General features: G+C 45.1%; 15 protein-coding genes. All 15 read right to left on the bottom strand.

From position 1 onward, the window contains the following. Positions 1-8: 8 nt before the first annotated feature. The 15 genes from flhA to fliF all read right to left on the bottom strand — a co-directional run bounded on the left by flhA (position 9) and on the right by fliF (position 15,135). Positions 9-2,108 (bottom strand): flagellar biosynthesis protein FlhA, encoded by a 2,100-nt coding sequence (flhA, locus tag HUB64_RS19525; RefSeq protein ID WP_028761177.1) that lies wholly within the window; start codon positions 2,106-2,108, stop codon positions 9-11. A gap of 182 nt (positions 2,109-2,290) precedes the next feature. Beyond that, positions 2,291-3,421 carry a flagellar biosynthesis protein FlhB gene (flhB, locus tag HUB64_RS19520; RefSeq protein ID WP_173497649.1) on the bottom strand — a complete coding sequence of 377 codons (1,131 nt, stop codon included), beginning with the start codon at positions 3,419-3,421 and terminating at the stop codon, positions 2,291-2,293. An 18-nt stretch (positions 3,422-3,439) separates the two neighbouring features. Further along, positions 3,440-4,237: a flagellar biosynthetic protein FliR gene (fliR, locus tag HUB64_RS19515; protein ID WP_173497648.1), complete on the bottom strand. Its 798-nt coding sequence runs from the start codon at positions 4,235-4,237 to the stop codon at positions 3,440-3,442. Positions 4,238-4,241: 4 nt separating this feature from the next. Then, positions 4,242-4,511 carry a flagellar biosynthesis protein FliQ gene (fliQ, locus tag HUB64_RS19510; RefSeq protein WP_012587225.1) on the bottom strand — a complete coding sequence of 90 codons (270 nt, stop codon included), beginning with the start codon at positions 4,509-4,511 and terminating at the stop codon, positions 4,242-4,244. Positions 4,512-4,529: 18 nt separating this feature from the next. Then, the gene (fliP, locus tag HUB64_RS19505; RefSeq protein ID WP_028761180.1) at positions 4,530-5,276 is read right to left on the bottom strand and encodes a flagellar type III secretion system pore protein FliP; all 747 of its coding nucleotides are present in this window, start codon (positions 5,274-5,276) and stop codon (positions 4,530-4,532) included. Continuing rightward, positions 5,273-5,698 carry a flagellar biosynthetic protein FliO gene (gene fliO / locus HUB64_RS19500; protein ID WP_173497647.1) on the bottom strand — a complete coding sequence of 142 codons (426 nt, stop codon included), beginning with the start codon at positions 5,696-5,698 and terminating at the stop codon, positions 5,273-5,275. Before fliO ends, fliP begins: the two co-directional genes overlap by 4 nt. A 30-nt stretch (positions 5,699-5,728) precedes the next feature. Beyond that, positions 5,729-6,109, bottom strand: coding sequence for a flagellar motor switch protein FliN (gene fliN, locus HUB64_RS19495; protein ID WP_028761182.1), 381 nt, complete (start codon positions 6,107-6,109; stop codon positions 5,729-5,731). 11 nt (positions 6,110-6,120) lie between these two features. Further along, positions 6,121-7,149 carry a flagellar motor switch protein FliM gene (gene fliM / locus HUB64_RS19490; RefSeq protein WP_105251943.1) on the bottom strand — a complete coding sequence of 343 codons (1,029 nt, stop codon included), beginning with the start codon at positions 7,147-7,149 and terminating at the stop codon, positions 6,121-6,123. A 39-nt stretch (positions 7,150-7,188) separates the two neighbouring features. Further along, complete coding sequence (gene fliL / locus HUB64_RS19485) at positions 7,189-7,716, bottom strand: flagellar basal body-associated protein FliL (RefSeq protein ID WP_028761184.1); 528 nt, start codon at positions 7,714-7,716, stop codon at positions 7,189-7,191. A gap of 84 nt (positions 7,717-7,800) precedes the next feature. Then, complete coding sequence (locus tag HUB64_RS19480) at positions 7,801-9,396, bottom strand: flagellar hook-length control protein FliK (RefSeq protein ID WP_173243804.1); 1,596 nt, start codon at positions 9,394-9,396, stop codon at positions 7,801-7,803. Positions 9,397-9,637: 241 nt separating this feature from the next. Then, positions 9,638-10,084 (bottom strand): flagellar export protein FliJ, encoded by a 447-nt coding sequence (fliJ, locus tag HUB64_RS19475; RefSeq protein WP_173243801.1) that lies wholly within the window; start codon positions 10,082-10,084, stop codon positions 9,638-9,640. A gap of 29 nt (positions 10,085-10,113) precedes the next feature. After that, positions 10,114-11,451: a flagellar protein export ATPase FliI gene (fliI, locus tag HUB64_RS19470; protein ID WP_028761187.1), complete on the bottom strand. Its 1,338-nt coding sequence runs from the start codon at positions 11,449-11,451 to the stop codon at positions 10,114-10,116. Further along, positions 11,420-12,415, bottom strand: a complete 996-nt coding sequence (gene fliH / locus HUB64_RS19465; RefSeq protein WP_173243798.1) for a flagellar assembly protein FliH — start codon at positions 12,413-12,415, stop codon at positions 11,420-11,422. The genes fliI and fliH overlap by 32 nt, the downstream gene beginning before the upstream one ends. Then, entirely contained in the window at positions 12,402-13,454 is a 1,053-nt protein-coding gene (gene fliG, locus HUB64_RS19460) for a flagellar motor switch protein FliG (protein ID WP_028761189.1), read from the bottom strand. Before fliG ends, fliH begins: the two co-directional genes overlap by 14 nt. Next, on the bottom strand, positions 13,447-15,135 hold the full coding sequence (fliF, locus tag HUB64_RS19455; RefSeq protein WP_028761190.1) for a flagellar basal-body MS-ring/collar protein FliF: 1,689 nt from the start codon (positions 15,133-15,135) through the stop codon (positions 13,447-13,449). The genes fliG and fliF overlap by 8 nt, the downstream gene beginning before the upstream one ends. Positions 15,136-15,160: the final 25 nt, after the last annotated feature.

Genomic DNA, 15,160 nt, shown 5'->3' with positions numbered 1-15,160 from the left:
TGCGTCCTCTACTGGCCGACTGCAGATACGATACGTATTTGCTTCTCATCAGGTATTTCTTGATATGAAATGACTCTGAGATTAGGAATAGTATGTTTAACAAAGCGTGACAGCGTCGCGCGTAACATACCTGACGTCAACAATATGGCGGGTTGTCCGACCATTTCTTGCTTTTGAGCCGCATCGGCAAGGGACTGCTGCATGCGTTCTGCAAGACCGGGTTCAATATTAGGACCATCACCACCGGTTGCTTGCATTGACTGATGCAACATCTGTTCCAACTCTGGCGCCAAAGTAATGACGGGGATTTCGAGCTCTGGGCCAGAGATTTCCTGAACTATCATACGTTTCAAAGCGATACGTACAGCGGCAGTCAAGACTTCAGTGTCATTGCTCTTAGTGCCATATTCTAACAAAGTTTGCACTATAGTACGCAAGTCTCTAACTGAAACCCCTTCATTTAATAGGTTCTGCATCACTTTTACGACATGTCCTAGTGGCATAATATCTGGAATAAAGCCATCAACCAGCTTAGGTGAGTGTTTCGCAAGCATATCCATCAGTTGTTGCACTTCTTCGTAGCCTAACAACTTAGCGGCATTATTTGTGAGTAATTGACTAATATGAGTTGCAACAACAGTGGCGGCATCGACGACGGTATAACCTAATGTTTGTGCGTGCTCACGTAACTCAGGGGCGATCCATACGGCTTCAAGGCCAAAGGCGGGATCGCGCGTTTCGATACCATCGAGTTTGCCATAGACTTGACCAGGGTTGATCGCCAATTCGCAATCATGACGAATATCTGCCTCTCCGACGACGACGCCCATTAATGAAATGCGATACGCATTAGGCGATAAATCTAAGTTATCGCGAATATGCACCGCGGGCACTAAGAAGCCTAGTTCCTGAGACAACTTTTTACGCACGCCTTTAATGCGGCTTAGTAACTCGCCACCTTGGCCCTTGTCTACCAGAGGGATCAAACGATATCCAACCTCAAGACCAATAGTATCAACATGATGTACATCGTCCCAACCTAGCTCTTTAGGCTCTTTATCTTGTCTTTCTATTGGACCCGATTTCACTTGTTCTAGCGCTTTAAGACGTTTGTTTTCATTTCGTTTATAAACAAAATAAGCTGCACCAGCAGTCATAAAGGCAAAGCTTAAAAACGCCATGTGCGGCATACCAGGAACAATACCCATTACAAACAGGACTCCGGCGGCGATACCCAATGACTTATGACTGTCAAACATCTGACTCATCATCATTTGGCCCATATCACCTGACTCGTTTTGACGAGTCACCATCAAGGCTGCGGCGATTGACAATAATAGACCAGGGATCTGCGCCACTAAACCATCACCGATAGTCAGTAAGGTATAAATTTCAACCGCTTCAGAGAAACTTAAGCCATGCTGCACAATCCCTATGATGAAACCACCTACGATGTTGATCACTAAGATCATGATACCGGCAATCGCATCCCCTTTAACGAATTTGGACGCACCGTCCATCGCACCATAGAAATCGGCTTCACGGGTCACTTCGGCACGGCGTATTCTCGCTTGGTCTTGATTTAAGGTTCCAGCATTTAAGTCAGCATCGATTGCCATTTGCTTACCAGGCATAGCATCCAAGGTAAAGCGGGCACTGACTTCTGCGATACGACCTGCACCTTTAGTCACCACCGCAAAGTTGATGATAATCAAAATGATAAATACCACTAGACCAACGGCATAGTTACCACCGATCACCACAGAACCGAAGGCTTCAATCACCTTACCCGCGGCATCACCGCCATTATGACCCTCAAGTAAAACCACACGAGTAGAGGCAACGTTGAGCGCAAGACGTAATAACGTCGCCACCAGTAACACAGTTGGGAAGGCAGCAAAATCTAAGGGTCTATCGGTATAAATAGCCACCAGCAATACGATGAGAGCTAACGCAATGTTGAATGAAAAGAGTATGTCTAATAGAAATGGAGGGATAGGTAAAACAATCATGGCCAATGCAGCAAGCACAACCACCGGCGTGCCAATGCCTTTAAAAGTGCTGAGCCTAATTTGTTTTACTTGACCAAGAGTCGCTTTAACATCCATTCGCTATAACCTAAACTTTGACGTGTAATAGCGTAAAGCAAAAAACGCGCCAACAAGATTAAAGCCATTAATGAAGGAAAGATATGTACTGTGACTGATTGATATACATAAAATTAGCTATAAAAAACAAATGAACTCGACATCATCAGCTTTACCAATGACTACCATCTGAGACTAGTGGTTCAATATTTCAATTCATCTGGTATAGGTTGATTAAGTGGGACAGGAATAGGTTTACGGCCGCGTCCTTTTTGATATTGGCGCAGCTGGAATACATAAGCCAAAATCTGTGCGACAGCAGTAAACAAACCTTCAGGGATCTGCTGGTCTAACTTAGTCGTATGGTAAATCGCCCTTGCAAGTGGTGGGGCCGAGACAATCGCAATATTGTGCGCGCGGGCAATCTCACGTATTTTAAAGGCCACATCATCAACACCTTTCGCTATCACAAAGGGAGCCGCAGAGCGCTGCACATCGTATTTAATCGCAACGGCAAAATGCTCAGGGTTAACGACAATCACATCGGCATTTGGCACTTCAGCCATCATACGCCTTTGTGCTAGTTCACGTTGCATCTGCCGTATATGCCCTTTCACCTCAGGTTTACCCTCAGTGTCTTTATATTCATCTTTTACTTCTTGTTTGGTCATCTTAAGTTGTTTGTTGTGATTCCAAAGTTGAAATGGCACATCGATGACGACAATAAACAAAATCGAGGAACATAACAGGATAAACATCCAAACCAACAAATCTAATGCATGGTAAACATTACCAGGAAGATGGTCGCTAGACAGCAACATGATGTCATTGAAGTAGAAGCTTAATAAAAAATAAGCAGAAAACGCTACTACCGAAAATTTTGCAATGCCTTTGGTGAGTTCAACCAGAGCCTGTACGCCAAACATGCGTTTAAAACCAGCAAGGGGACTCATTTTACTGGCTTTTGGCATCATAGCTTGGGTCGAAAAATTGATCCCTCCAAGAGAGACGTTACCGATAAACGCAACAACCACAATCAGTAGCATAATTTTAGCCATGGGCCAGGCTATTTCACTCGCAACAACACCCCACACGTTGAACATTTCATTAGTATCAAAAATTTGCGCCCTATCCATGGTAAATACAATTTCAAACACCCGAGTTAAGCTAATGGCCAAACTCGGGCCTAGCATATAAAACCCACATGCCGCCGAAATCAATACCGCTGCAGTCCCGAGTTCTTTCGAACGTGCAATCTGTCCTTTTTCCCGCGCCTGTTCTAGACGCCTCCCCGTGGGTTCCTCTGTACGTTCGCCACTTGATTCTTCAGCCATGGGCTTCTCCTAATCCCATCATATCAAGCCATCAGCGTTACATTGGAGCGCTAACATATCGCAAAGCAGCAATTGAGCCGTCGACCATACTTCATCGAAGTGTGCCATTACCGGTGTTAGGGTTAACCACAGAATAAACAGCCCACCAATCATAGTGATCGGAAAACCAATAGAGAAAATATTTAATTGCGGCGCGGCGCGGGTCATGACCCCGAAGGACAAGTTGACTAATAATAAGGCGATAATCGCAGATATCGACATAGTGAGTGCCGCACCAAACATATACGATCCCCAATCAGCCAACGATCGATAACTTGTCAGTGTTAAGCCTTGATTAGAAATCGGCAAAGTTTCAAAGCTTGCCACTAGCATACGGATCATCAAAAGATGGCCGTCTACAGCTAAGAAAATCAATGTCGCCAATAAAAGAAAAAAGTTACTAATAACGGGTGTTTGTTGGCCAGAACCAGGGTCAACCATAGAGGCAAAGCCTAAACTGGTCTGCATACCAATGATCTGTCCAGTGAGCACAAAGACTTGCATCACCATTTGAGTCACAAACCCCATGGCAACACCGATAATAATTTGCTGCGCCGTGATGAATACTGCGCTTAACGAAAATAAATCCACATTTTGAGTTGGAGGAAGAACGGGTGCTATCGCAAAGGTAATTGCCATCGCCAATAATAAGCGAACTCGTGTTGGTGTCGTTGCCGCCCCAAATACCACCATGACCATCAACATGCTCGCGACGCGAAACAATGGCCAAATATAAGCAGCAATGGTTTGCATTAAGGTATCGAGCAGCAGCTCCATCGCGTTAGCCTATCACTTGAGGAATGCGATTCACCATCTCGATGAAAAAGTCCATCAGGGTTTCAACTAACCAATGTCCCATAAACATTAGGCCAAAAAGTGTCACTAACAAACGCGGAAGGAAACTTAAGGTCTGCTCGTTAATAGAAGTCGCCGCTTGAAACACAGCAACAATTAACCCAATTCCCAGCCCAGGCAACACAATAGCAGACACCATCATGACGATAACAGCGAGAGCTTCACGAAAAATATCAATTAGCGCCTCAGGACTCATGTGTTTACTCTCCCTTGGCTATCCGAAACTATTCGCTAATGTCCCGAGGACTAAGCTCCAACCATCGACGAGCACAAACAACATGATCTTAAACGGCAGCGACACTATCATGGGGGATAACATCATCATCCCCATAGCCATCAAGATACTCGCCACCACTAAATCGAGTACTAAAAAAGGCACAAATAGCATAAAGCCAATCTGAAATGCGGTTTTTAACTCACTGGTAATGAAAGCGGGCACTAACACACTCATGGGTGCTTCTTCGGGAGACTTAATGTCCTTATAGCCAGAAATCTCAATAAAGGTCTTTAAATCCGTCGTTCTTACTTGGCCCAACATAAAGCCTCTCAGCGGCTCTTTCCCTTTATCAAACGCTTGCTGCAAGGTTAATTGCTCATCGATATAAGGCTTCACCCCTTCATCATAAATCCGGTCGAATACCGGTGCCATGATAAAAAAAGTCATGAACAAACTCATGCCAATTAAGACTTGATTAGATGGAGTCTGTTGTAATCCAATGGCTTGGCGTAATATCGAAAGGACAATGATAATCCGCGTGAAAGAGGTCAACATGATGAGCATCGCAGGTAAAAAACTCAGCGATGTCATCAGCAGTAAAATCTGCATTGTGACCGAATATTCCGTTGAGCCGTCTGGCGCCGTTGTTACTGTTACAGCAGGTAAGACGCCATCTGCGGCCCATGCTGACGGCATCAATAGCAGCATAACTAACCCAACTAACGCGAGGATACGTGTTGTCATTGTTTTAATTTCGCCTGGCGTAATCGACTCGCAAACGAATCAGCTTCTAGATGGATAGGTTCAGCTAACTTATCAATCAAACTCACCTGCTGCGAGCTAACCCCAAGCAAATATTGCTGTTCCCCCACCTGAACCAAGACTAAACGCTCTTTTTGACCGAGGGAAGTCACAGCAATGGTCTTTAGTACGCCATTGGTCGTGGGGACTAAATTAAACCTTCTCAGTAAATAAGCTAACGCGAAAATTAATAATAAAACCAGAATCAAGCCGCCTAACATACTTGCTAAGGTCGCAACTTGAGAAGGTTCTGCCATGTTTGCAGCAGGCGCTATTGAAGCAATATTCGCTGCGCCTTCCCCACCGAGGCTATCGGCACTCGCTTGAACCGCTACCACTAAACTCTGTATTACCGATGTGCTCATTTAAAGTTCCAACGACTTTTACATCTCGAATTATTTAAGCTTTTTAATTCGCTCAGTTTGACTGATCACATCCGTTAAGCGAATACCGAATTTATCGTTTACCACCACCACTTCACCGTGAGCGATAAGCGTGCCATTGACCATCACATCTAACGGTTCACCTGCAACTCTATCTAACTCAACCACAGAACCTTGGTTAAGTTGTAATAAGTTTCGAATACTAATATAGCTACGGCCCACTTCCATCGAAATGGTGACAGGAATATCTAAAATTGTATCTAACTTAGCCGCTTCTGCCTTAGAAATAGGTCTTGAATCATCAACCAGCTCATCGAGTTCAATTGCGTTGGCTTCTTCTAACGCTTGTTCTGCCATTGCTGCAGCCCAATCATCCGTATCGTCTGTGCTCATCTTACTTCACCTTATAATTCTGATATATCACGAGATTTACCCTTACGCGTCACCAATTGCAGCTCAGATTTAACTGTCTCTGGCCGAGGGATTTTCTCACATATTTTAAGCGCTAGGTTATCTCTAGAACGGCCCATTTTACAACGATATGTCGGTAAATCCTCGATTTTCATCATGATAAACTCGGGTAACTCAATAGGAATAATATCGCCCGCTTTAAAATTCATAACCTCTTTGAGCGTTAATTCATGTTCAACAATATTGGCATCGAACCCGACCTTCACATCCATGATTTCATCATGCAATGCCTGTGACCAACGCATATCAGTATCTTGCTTGTCACTTTGCACACCCGCATCGAGTAACTCTCGGATAGGTTCAATCATGGAGTAAGGCATAGTGATATGAAAATCACCACCGCCTCCATCGACTTCAATATGGAATGAATTAATCACCACAACTTCGGTAGGACTAACAATGTTCGCCATGGCGGGATTGACTTCAGAGTCCAAATAATCAAACTCAACATCCATTACGGGCGCCCAAGCATCTTTATAATCTTCAAATATAATCTTAAGCAGTAACTGTACTATTCGTCTTTCTGTCGGCGTAAATTCTCGCCCTTCAATCTTGGCATGGAAACGCCCATCGCCACCAAAGAAGTTATCCACTAGGATAAATACCAGTCGCGCTTCCATGGTGATCAATGCTGTGCCTTTGAGTGGGCTAAAACGCACCATATTCAAGCTAGTAGGAACAAAAAGCGTATGTACGTACTCACCAAACTTGAGCATCTGTACACCGTTGATCGACACTTCGGCCGCTCGGCGCATCATATTAAACATGCTGATGCGCAAATGGCGCGCAAAACGCTCATTCACGATTTCCAGCGTCGGCATACGCCCACGAACTATTCGATCTTGGGAAGAGAAATCGTAGGAACGGGCATCTTCTCCAACAGCGTCAATTTCGTCATCATCGACGTCATCAACCCCGTGCAATAGCGCATCAATTTCGTCTTGGCTTAATAAATCACTCACTATATTGCCTTCGCCTCTTTTGGTGCTGAAGTTAAAGGGTTATTGCATTACAAAACCGGTAAATAGTACTTTCTCGACAACTTTACGCCCAGTTACTGACTGTAGAGTATTTTGCACACTCAGAAGTGCTAACTGCCGTAACTCATCTTTCCCCGCTTGCGTGCTGAGCTTTTGCACATCTGCACCACTAAAGGTCGTTAAAAGCGCATCTTCAATCAGCGGAATATGTTTTTGTGTTAGCACATCATCATCGGTACCACGCACCATAAGCTGCACTTTAATCTCAACTAAACGAGCCCTATCAGGCCCAGGTAAGTTGAATAAGAAAGGACGCGGCATAGGTACGTATGATGCGGTAGCCACTTCTCCTGATGCTGGGACTTCAGCCTGAACAGCACTATCTGCTGCTACGGCGGGAACCTCTTCGGTACTGCTTCCCATAAAGAACCAGACACCGCCACCGATTAACAGCGCGACTAAAACGCCTACACCAGCAAAAATAAATAGTTTCTTCTTACTCTTAGGCTCTTCAGTACTTTCAAGTTCTAACGATTCTTCCTTAGCCATCACTATTCTCTTTAATTTAGGCGGAAACTCATTACAGTTTTATTTGAAACGTAATTATGTCAGTCATTGCTATAGGTTACCTGCTTAAGCGTAATAATCTATACCTGAAGTTACACTAATCGCTTGATTTAAACCTAAATGTAACTCTTCTGCCGAGATTTCATTCATATCAGCCGCATTTGAACTGCTGCCATCACCGAAACTACCTTCCCGACGCTCACCTTGATCGCCTTGAGAAACATGGCTGTCAGCCAACTGCATCCCTTGCTCTTGCAATAACTCACGTAATCTTGGCATAGCTTGTTCAACCAGATCACGCGTTTGCGGCTGAGTAACATGGAACTGTACTTGGGTTTGGTCGCCATGCACTTGGATCTTTACCAACATATGCCCAAGCTCAGGGGGATCGAGCCGGATTTCCGCATGTTGGATGCCTTGACTCACCATAGTAATCAATTGCTGCTTCATCACAGGTGAAAATCGTTGGATCATCTCCTGCATTTGGTTTTGCTGTTCTACTCCTTGACGCAATGACAGCTGAACTTGCATGGTTTCTTGGCGATTTAATTGTGACATCGAGAGTGTCTGTATGGATGATGTCGACTTAAGTTCTGAGAAAGTATTACTATCATCCATAAAACTTTCGTCTCTGGGAATATCCATTGCAACCGTCAATTTAGCATCTTTCAGTAATAGGTTAGCAGCCAAATCGGAATTGGGACTCCCATCAAGATCACTTTCTGTTACAGATGTTGTATCTAATGGTTCAGATGAAATTGAAGAGCCTAAGGTATTCAGGTCGAAAGTATTTCCCGAGGTAGCGATATTACCCGTATTGGGACTATTCACTGTCGAGCTGCTAGTCGTTGCTTTTGCCGCAGTGTTGGTTGCCGACTTTATCGTTGCACTGTTCGCTAAGCCCGCTTGATTAATCACAGCATTAAGTGTGACATCATTCTCAACTAAAGACTCATCTATGCTCACCCCGACTTCAGTGGCAGAGACAAGCTCAGTGTCTTCTAAAGGTAATTCTGAAGCGTCATCGGTCAAATTTGGATCAATCACAGCATCACTATCCGCTGACGCTTCAAGTATATTTGGGTCTATGGGAAGAATATGTACGAGTGACTTATCAGTCAAAGAAGATGGTTTCACGTCATCTGCGATTGAAATTGCTGCCATATCTGGGCTAGTAGAAACTAACTTTTGTAATTCAGCAGAAAAACCCGCTTCATCGGCATCTATATCTGATGCCAGTTCAATCTCAGCAGAAACAGTAGATGCCAATGCTGAGCCGGTTAATAAAGCTGATGAAGTATCAATATTTTCTTCACCAGTTATATCTTCTTCAGCATTTAAAAATGCTAGCGGCAAACTATCTCCATCTGATGCCGTTTTCTTCATATCATTTGCCATGCTAATTTGGGCAAAAATGAGATTCACGTCGGCGTCATCAGTTGATATATCGTCATCTTTTACTTTATCAGCAGAGGTAACCTGCACAGCATCATCAGTGTTAGCAATGGTTTTTTTAGACGCAGAAATAGAAAATGAGCTAGCGGTGACTGACGCAAGTGTAGATGAAAAGTCTTCATTATTAGACTCTTGGGAAGATGTCTTAGCGGAATTGGCCGCAGAGTTGCCTGTTTTACTTAACAGGATATTGGTCATTTGTTGCATAAGTGCTCCCAAACATCACCCAGCAAAAAAAGAAATGGCTAGGTAGAAACGTCAATTAAACACTGCGGTTGCAGGGTCATGGACTAAATCAAAGCAAATAAGATGCCAAAACATCAGATTTTACGACAGCATATCGAAAAGAATTAACACTGAGAGGTGCCGAATTGATGCTTATGCCATCAATACAAAAAAACTAAAGAGCCTATCCGGCTAGCAAGCAGTAAAGATGCCTATCATTTCACTAACGTTGATGACGGCGATAAAATTGCTGGGAAGCAAATTCATCGGTCATTTTTTGCTCCCTTTTTTGTTCAACCACTTGACGCTTCTTCTCTTTACTGGCTAAGAGTAATTCTACTGCCTTACGTTTTTTTTGCTTTTCCAACCAATGTTGTTGTCGATATTCTTTTTGCTTTTCACCGTCGGCTACGACGTGATTTTGCTGGATAATAGCGTCATCGATCTGACGAATAAAACGGTGAAACTGGTGATAGTGACTAGCACTGATGGCTTGACCTTGCTGGGATTGCATTTGCTTCATGTATTCTAAGCGATAGTTATTCAGAGCACTGAGTTGATTCAACCGTTTTTGACACTCTAACTGCGCAGATTTTAACAATAACGCCGCTTGTTCTTCGGCATCATTGGCAAGCTTTAACACTAACAGCAAGGGATCGGCGTTAGCCATACTAGACCTCGATTAATTCGATGACGCCATTATTTGCACTGTGCAGCAAGTTGCCCAAGCATGACTTGGCTATCGGCAAAGCTAAATGCATCACGCATGGTTTGGCGCAAAAAAGCATTCATTGCTGGCTGCAGTCGTATCGCATTATCAATGCGAGGATCGCTTCCTTGGGCATAGGCCCCAATAGAAATCAAATCTCGATTTTGCTGATACAAGGAATAGGTTTGTTTCACGCGGCGCATGGCTTCCAAATGTTCATTGGAGATCACCATAGGCGCGACTCGGCTAATAGAAGCTTCAATATCAATCGCAGGATAGTGCCCCGAATCCGCAAGCGAACGTGACAAGACTATGTGGCCATCGAGGATCGCCCGCGAAGCATCGGCAATCGGATCCTGTTGATCATCCCCTTCCGTCAGCACAGTATAAAATGCCGTAATTGAACCTTGTCCAGGGCCACCGTTTCCGGCGCGCTCAACTAAACGTGGCAATTTTGCAAACACAGAAGGCGGATAACCTTTAGTCGCAGGCGGTTCACCCACAGCCAAAGCAATTTCCCGCTGCGCTTGGGCGTAGCGCGTTAAACTGTCCATAAGCAATAAAACGTTATAGCCTAAATCGCGGAAATATTCGGCAATACGAGTCGAGGTTTCACAGGCGCGAAGACGCATCAGAGGCGATGTATCCGCAGGCGCAGCAACAACGACTGAACGCGCTCGACCTTTCTCACCAAGAATTTCCTCAATAAACTCTTTCACTTCCCGGCCACGCTCACCCACTAGCCCAACCACAATAATGTCGGCGGTAGTACCGCGAGTCATCATACCTAAGAGCACACTCTTACCTACACCTGAGCCCGCAAACAAGCCCATACGTTGGCCTTTGCCCACAGTCAGCATAGCGTTGATAGCGCGAACACCAACGTCCAGCGGTTCAGTAATGGCACGGCGAGATAGAGGATTAATGGCAGCGCTATGTCTTGGCGCTTGTTGGTCGGTCTGCAAAGCGCCTAAACCATCTAAAGGCACACCGTTACCATCGAGTACGCGTCCTAGCAGGGATAAACCAACATTGAGTCCAGTTTGTTCCCCTAAAGGCACAACCCGCGCACCGGGTAATACCCCACGTAATTCTTCGATAGGCATTAAATAAAGGAGTTCGCCATCAAAGCCTACAACTTCGGCGATTAACTCGCCCGCCATGGTTTCAATCGAACATAAGCTGCCCACAGGCGCACGGCAACCGCTTGCTTCTAACGTTAAGCCAACAACACGCACCAGTTGACCACTGGCCACTGCGCGAAATGGTGGCACCTTACCCTGATGATGATTAAGTCTATTCAGCAGTTGATGTTGGCGATTTTGCATCTGATTTTGCCTCTAATTGCTCACCTGTGTTTGAGGCAAATTGTATATCCTCAGCATGTTGAGAAACCGTATCGACAACCTGAGCATCAAGCTCTGATCCCACGGCCTCAGAAGCCGCAACGTGTTTAGCGGTATCTTCAACCTCTATCGCCTCTTGCAGTTGACGCTGCTTATCACTTAAGTGAGTATGTTGGTTCCGTAAGGACTCAAACACAGCATCGATGCGCGATGCGAGGGTCAAATCGACTAAAGAACGATGACTACTGAGAATACAGTCACCAGGGCTTAAGGAAGGGTCAACTTCAAGTTCCCACTTACTGCGGGTCAGTTGGGCGGTGGAATAAAGTTGTTCGACTAAAATAACATCGTCAGGATGCAAGCGGATTGTGATCGTTTGTTCTTTTATCGGCAGCGATTCAATACCTAAACGCAATGCCGAAAGCACTTGTTCTGGATGAGTTTTTAATTCGTGGCCAATGACAGATTTCGCTAATGTCATACTCAGGTTCATTAGAGAGAGTTCAATATCGCCATCGAGCAATTGCAATGGTTTTTCAAATTGGGCTAATAAGGTTTCAAAACGCGAGAGCAATATTTTTGCTTGGGCTAAACCGGTTTCTAATCCTTGCTCATGCCCTTGGGCGAGCCCTTCAGTATGGCCCTGCTCTAACCCTTCTAAACGCCCTTTTTCTAGCCCTTGCTCATACCCTTGCTGCTTACCTTCGCTAAAGCCTTCTTCTTCGGCTTGGGCACGAATGTCTTCAATCTCAGCCATAGTCGGTGGAGAAACACTTTCCACTGTAGTCGACTTAGCGGCTTGATGATTCGAATGGCCGAACAGATTTGAGATAGAATCATCATCGGCTTCAGTCACATCTGGCAGCGCCCAGTGACTAAATTCGACATCTCCTTCGCTCAAGACCTTATTCAACAATTTATTGTCGCTCGGATTAGAGGAACTCATCGCCACCACCGCCGCCTAACATGATTTCGCCGCTGTCACTTAAGCGACGAGCAATAGACAGGATTTCTTTTTGTGCGACTTCCACTTCACTGATACGGATTGGGCCCATAGCTTCAAGATCATCACGCAATAATTCAGCGGCACGTTTTGACATGTTACCCAATATTTTTTCTTTCAGCTGATCATCTGTGCCTTTGAGCGCCTTCATCAGTACATCTTGCTGCACTTCACGCAACAGGGCTTGAATACCGCGGTCATCGACATCGATTAAGTTTTCAAATACAAACATCAAATCTTGGATTTGCTGCGCCATTTCTTCATCAGACTCGCGCATGGTTTCCATCAACTGGCTTTCGATACCCGTGTCTAAGTAGTTCATTATGTTGGCAGCCGCTTTTAAGCCACCCATTTTTGCGGCCTGTGCGCCACCTTGACCGGCGAACTGTTTCTCCATGATGTCATTCAGCTCTTGCAGTGCAGCGGGCTGCACTTCTTCAAGATTTGCAATACGCATCATCAAGTCTAAGCGGGTATTCTCAGGGAATTGACCAAAAATTTCCGCCGCTTGATCGGGTTCTAGATAAGACAACACAATCGTTTGGATCTGGGGATGTTCGTTTTGAATAATGGTCGCCACTTGGCGTGCATCCATCCACTTCAACGAGTCCAAACCTTTAGCGCCACTGCCCATGATAATCTGTTCAATCAGATTACCCGCTTTATCTTCACCCAGCGCGGCGGTTAAGGCTTTACGGACGAACTCTTCACTGTTGAAACCAATTGAAGAATACTTTTGAATATCATCAAGAAACAGCTTATGTACCCCGATAACTTTTTCCTGACCAAACTCATCCATTGCCGCCATGGCCATACCCACTTTTTGCACTTGCTTCGGCTCTAAGTGTTTTAAAATGGATGCAGCATCAGCCTCACTCAAACTGAGGAGTAAAATAGCGGTCTTTTCAACGCCACTAATATCTTTGATATTAAAGGCAGGTGCGGCCGCAGGAGCCACTTCTTTCGTTTTATTCTCAGCCATTGTCTTGTAACCAGTTTTTCACGACTTGAGTAGAGAGCTCAGGCTCATTCGCCACGAGCGCACGGATAGCTTTAATCATATCATCATCTTTGTGAAGATTAGGGATATGAATTGAGCCATCGTCAGCATAACTGTATTCCGCCTCTTGAGTATTGAGCATCCCTAGCGTATCAGCCGCATATTGGTCCTCAATTTCGGCTAATTCATTACCTAATCTGCCATCCTCAGGCATATTCACACTGTCAGGATAGATCAAGCGTTTCAGCATAGGACGTACCACAGCTAGAATCAGCACCAAAATCACTAGCGCACCAATCCCAAGCTTAATCGCACGCCAAAACCAAGGTTGCTCCCAAAGTTCAGGTGCGGGTAAATCTTCAACCAATTGATCCATAAAGGGAACAGTTACCACTTCCAGCACATCACCCCGTTGTGAGCTAAAACCAACCGCGCCTTCAAGCAAACGACGGATATTGGTCAGTTCTTGTTCGGTACGGGCAACACGGGCTACTTGACCATTTTCTCCAGCGGCACCAGGTTTAAAGTCCACCGCGACTGACACACTAATGCGGCGCACTGCACCAACTTGCTGGCGGGTATGGCTAATGGTGGTATCTAATTCAAAGTTACGGGTCGCTTCGCGGTGCGAATTACCTGCTGCAGCCGTTGCTGACTCTGCTGCTTTTGTTGCATCTTCTGGAATATTAGACTCCATTGGCGGTTGATTGGATAACGCGCCAGGGATCCCACCAGAAGAGCCGCCAGTGGTGTTATTTTCAACGGTCATTTCACTGCGCAGTGCTGGTAAATCAGGGTTAAAACGCTTTGATGTTTGCTCAACAGCAGTAAAATCCATACTGACGTCGACTTGAGAGGTAAAATTATCAGGACCTAGAATTGGCACCAGAATCGATTCAATCTTAGTGCGATATTCAGCTTCTTTTTGCTGTACTAATTCAAGTTCACGGCGAGCCGTCGCAGACGCGCCATCTTGGCTGCCAGAGTTCAATAAACGGCCGTTAGAGTCAGTTACCGTCACCCTTGATGGTTCTAAACCTTGTACTGCAGAAGCAACAATATCGACGATAGCATCGACTTCACCTTGACCTAAGCCACCGCGACGGGTATTGATCACCACAGTTGCACTCGGTTTAGAGGCATTGCGGGCGAAGACGTTTTCTTTAGGTAACGCAAGAATGACTTTGGCACGGCTGACACTTTGTAGTTGCTCAATCGCACGGGCGAGGTTTTCTTCTTGGCTATGCTTAAGACGAGCTTGTTCCATGCGTTGGCTGACACCAAAGCCACTGTCTTTATTCAAAAAATCTTGGTTGGCTGCAGGACTGTCGATACCAGCACGGCTCAACATCATTTTGACTTCTTGATATTTATCTTCAGGAACTTTAATAACGTCCACGTCGATTTGGTACTTAACTTTATTTTTATCAAGTACATCTAGCACTTGAACCATTTCCTGAGTTTCCATTTTACCCAATGGACGATACTCTGGCTCCTGCGCCCACAGCATGACAAATACCGCCAAGGCTAAACAAATCGCTAAGGCTAAAATCATAGTCACTTGGCGCATCATATCGACACCACCAAGATTTCCCATCATTCCTGACTTATGTTCTTGCTGGACACCTTGGTCAGCTAAACCGGAATTGGATCCGACAATCATTTCTGTACTCACGATTCGTACCTGC

Origin of the sequence: Shewanella sp. ISTPL2 (assembly GCF_013283205.1) — a bacterium.
GTDB lineage: Bacteria > Pseudomonadota > Gammaproteobacteria > Enterobacterales > Shewanellaceae > Shewanella > Shewanella oncorhynchi.
The sequence above is the reverse complement of the archived record's forward strand: the minus strand, read 5'-3'. Positions and strand labels throughout refer to the sequence as shown.